Origin of the sequence: Mycobacterium ostraviense, from assembly GCF_002705925.1 — a bacterium.
GTDB classification, from domain to species: domain Bacteria; phylum Actinomycetota; class Actinomycetes; order Mycobacteriales; family Mycobacteriaceae; genus Mycobacterium; species Mycobacterium ostraviense.
In genome coordinates this window covers 1-281 of record NZ_NKRE01000107.1, presented here as the reverse complement: position 1 = coordinate 281, position 281 = coordinate 1, and the positions used below count along the sequence as shown (strand labels likewise).

Below are 281 nucleotides of genomic sequence, written 5' to 3'. Positions count from 1 at the left end.
CACCTGGTCCACGTCATAGACCGGGTTGGACTTCAGCACCACGTGTTCCAGCACCACGTCGTCCTGGATGATCGACACCGGCTGCGAGGCACCCAGGTAGAAGTCGATGTTGCCCAGGCCACGGATGTAGAAGCGCGGGAAGATGCGGCCGGTGGTGGTTTCCGCATACAGGCTCGGTACGCGGCCGGACAGCGCCAGCAGGGTGTCGTCGCCGCCGGCGGTGAAGTCGCGCATGCGCTCGCCCTGCACCACGCCCACCGAGACCGGCACTTCCTGCAGGT

Annotated in this window: 1 protein-coding gene; it reads right to left on the bottom strand. The window is 66.2% G+C overall.

The window, feature by feature from the left end:
* A partial coding sequence (locus CDN38_RS33730; protein ID WP_142361407.1) for a TonB-dependent receptor plug domain-containing protein occupies nt 1–281 on the bottom strand: 281 nt, incomplete at both ends.